Annotated in this window: 2 protein-coding genes; one reads left to right on the forward strand and one right to left on the reverse strand. The window is 50.7% G+C overall.

What is annotated here, in order from left to right:
- The first annotated feature begins 168 nt into the window (after positions 1 to 168).
- On the forward strand, positions 169 to 402 hold the full coding sequence (locus tag EF096_RS21065) for a type II toxin -antitoxin system TacA 1-like antitoxin (RefSeq protein ID WP_123891514.1): 234 nt from the start codon (positions 169 to 171) through the stop codon (positions 400 to 402).
- A 611-nt stretch (positions 403 to 1,013) separates the two neighbouring features.
- Here EF096_RS21065 and EF096_RS20110 read toward each other — a convergent pair.
- On the reverse strand, positions 1,014 to 1,388 hold the full coding sequence (locus EF096_RS20110; protein ID WP_235869811.1) for an antitoxin Xre/MbcA/ParS toxin-binding domain-containing protein: 375 nt from the start codon (positions 1,386 to 1,388) through the stop codon (positions 1,014 to 1,016).
- Positions 1,389 to 1,890 lie beyond the last annotated feature (502 nt).

Here is a 1,890-nt window from a genome sequence, read left to right on the forward strand (position 1 = left end):
TCGGTCAGCCACCTGTTTGACGGCTTCAATTTTAAATTCTTCGGTGTAGCGTGAGTTGCTCATTGGACCTCCTGGGTGCCTCGATTATAAGGCCTGGAGGTGTCTACGAAACTAGGGGCGATTCAATAAGCCCCCTCTCATGCCCCACACATTGCAGAAGCCGTGCCGATGACAGACGCCGATCAATGCGGGCTAGATGTAAATTTTAATTCTGATGAGCTAGACCGTATCAAGAGGGCGGCGGATATCTGCGGCCAACCAGTCTCAGAATTTATCGTTGACGCTGCGTTTGATAAAGCCGTCAGGACTATTCTGACTGACAAAGTGGCATTTATGTCCGATGACGCTTACCAAACAGCGTGTCGTACCATTCTAGATTTGCACGGTAAAGGTCGTGGCTAGGCCTGGAATCTGCCCGACCATAACGCCGGTGCGGAAACGAGCCGAACACAGCCAAAGAGCAGCTACCAGATCCACCTCGATTGGGCACCTAGCTGCGAAACCGCCTTGCGCAGCGCATTGGTGCCATCATTTTCCAACATGTCTAGAAATGTACGCCTACTGAAAAGGGGGATGGCCATGTGTATAAATCTTCTTCGATTGGCAGGGTTTTCGAAAGTCGCGTTGATGATAATCCTCAACTCCAAGACAAGCCTTGAGCGCTCCAATTGCTCTGTGGTCAAAACACATGAATCGTCGATACCATCGGCTTTGCTATGTCCACCTGCGAGCTCATGCACACCGAGACACAATATCCGGCAGATGCTACTAGCGCTAACGTTCCAATATTCAAGCGTCTCAACCGTAAGCTCAAGTATCTGTAGGTGACTGCCGTTCACAATCGTTTTTTCCACAACTCCCATATCGTAAACCTCGGTGACGCTGGGAAGGAAGCATCTGCGCCCAAGCAAGTAGGAAAGTATTTCTCGCACGCTCTGCTCATTGGATACACCAGAAAGTATAGAACGTGGAGCTGGTTAAATCTGAGAGAAAGAACCTTTCACGAGGCCGCATCAGACAACACCACCCCACTCAATAGCACGGAGCACCCTGGAAACCTGGCGACCTCCAAGCTCGGTTCTACAGAGAAAAAAAGGCGCTTCACCACCCAGGCTATCATTTGGGGTGATCATCCAGTCCCTGGCTGCGCTCCGAGCCTCAAAAACAGTTTCTGAGAGCACCGCCACCTGAGCGAGTCGGTCAAATCGCTCAGACGCTGGCAAGCCGAGCAATTTCGTCTTTTCCGATCGTTGCCGAAGCGATTTCACAGCAATGCCTGCAAAATTGGCAATGGCTGATTCATTTAGGTCAAAAGCCGTTTTGGCAGTAAGTAGCCAGGTAACCGAAAACCCGGATCGAATGCCGCTAATCCGCTCACGCTCACTCATCAGAGAAAGCCTTATTGCAATTGTCCAAAAGTTTGGGGTGTCGGCTCCAAGGCTGCTGGGACGGACATCTACATGATATTTTGAGCTCGACATTTAGATACCTTCAACACAACGAGCAGTCCAAATTACAGAATAGCATTGCGCCGATCACATCTAGCTCAAATTACGAGCAAACCATTTAAAGTCGTCGTTGCCCAGCTTGCGCATGCTTAGTTTTGGTCATGAGTGCGTAAGTGACTAATTTGAGTACTGCCTCAGGTGGGGCACATGGGCACCCTGCAAGCATTAGTACATGTCGATGGCCCGCTGCGCCTTCGATAGTCATATCCAGCAGTAGATTTCGGCTAATAGCCGTCCTTCACCACCGGCAGGTATCGGCCCAGAGTGTGTAAAAACACTTTCCGTATGTTGGAGGCCTACGCACAGCGCTCTTGGGCGAGGCGATTTCCCGAACATTTGCCAAGGTCAGCCCCGGTAGCGCGTCAGATCGTGTATGAAGCGC

This window comes from Pseudomonas neustonica, assembly GCF_003797945.1.
Classification (GTDB): Bacteria; Pseudomonadota; Gammaproteobacteria; order Pseudomonadales; family Pseudomonadaceae; genus Halopseudomonas; species Halopseudomonas neustonica.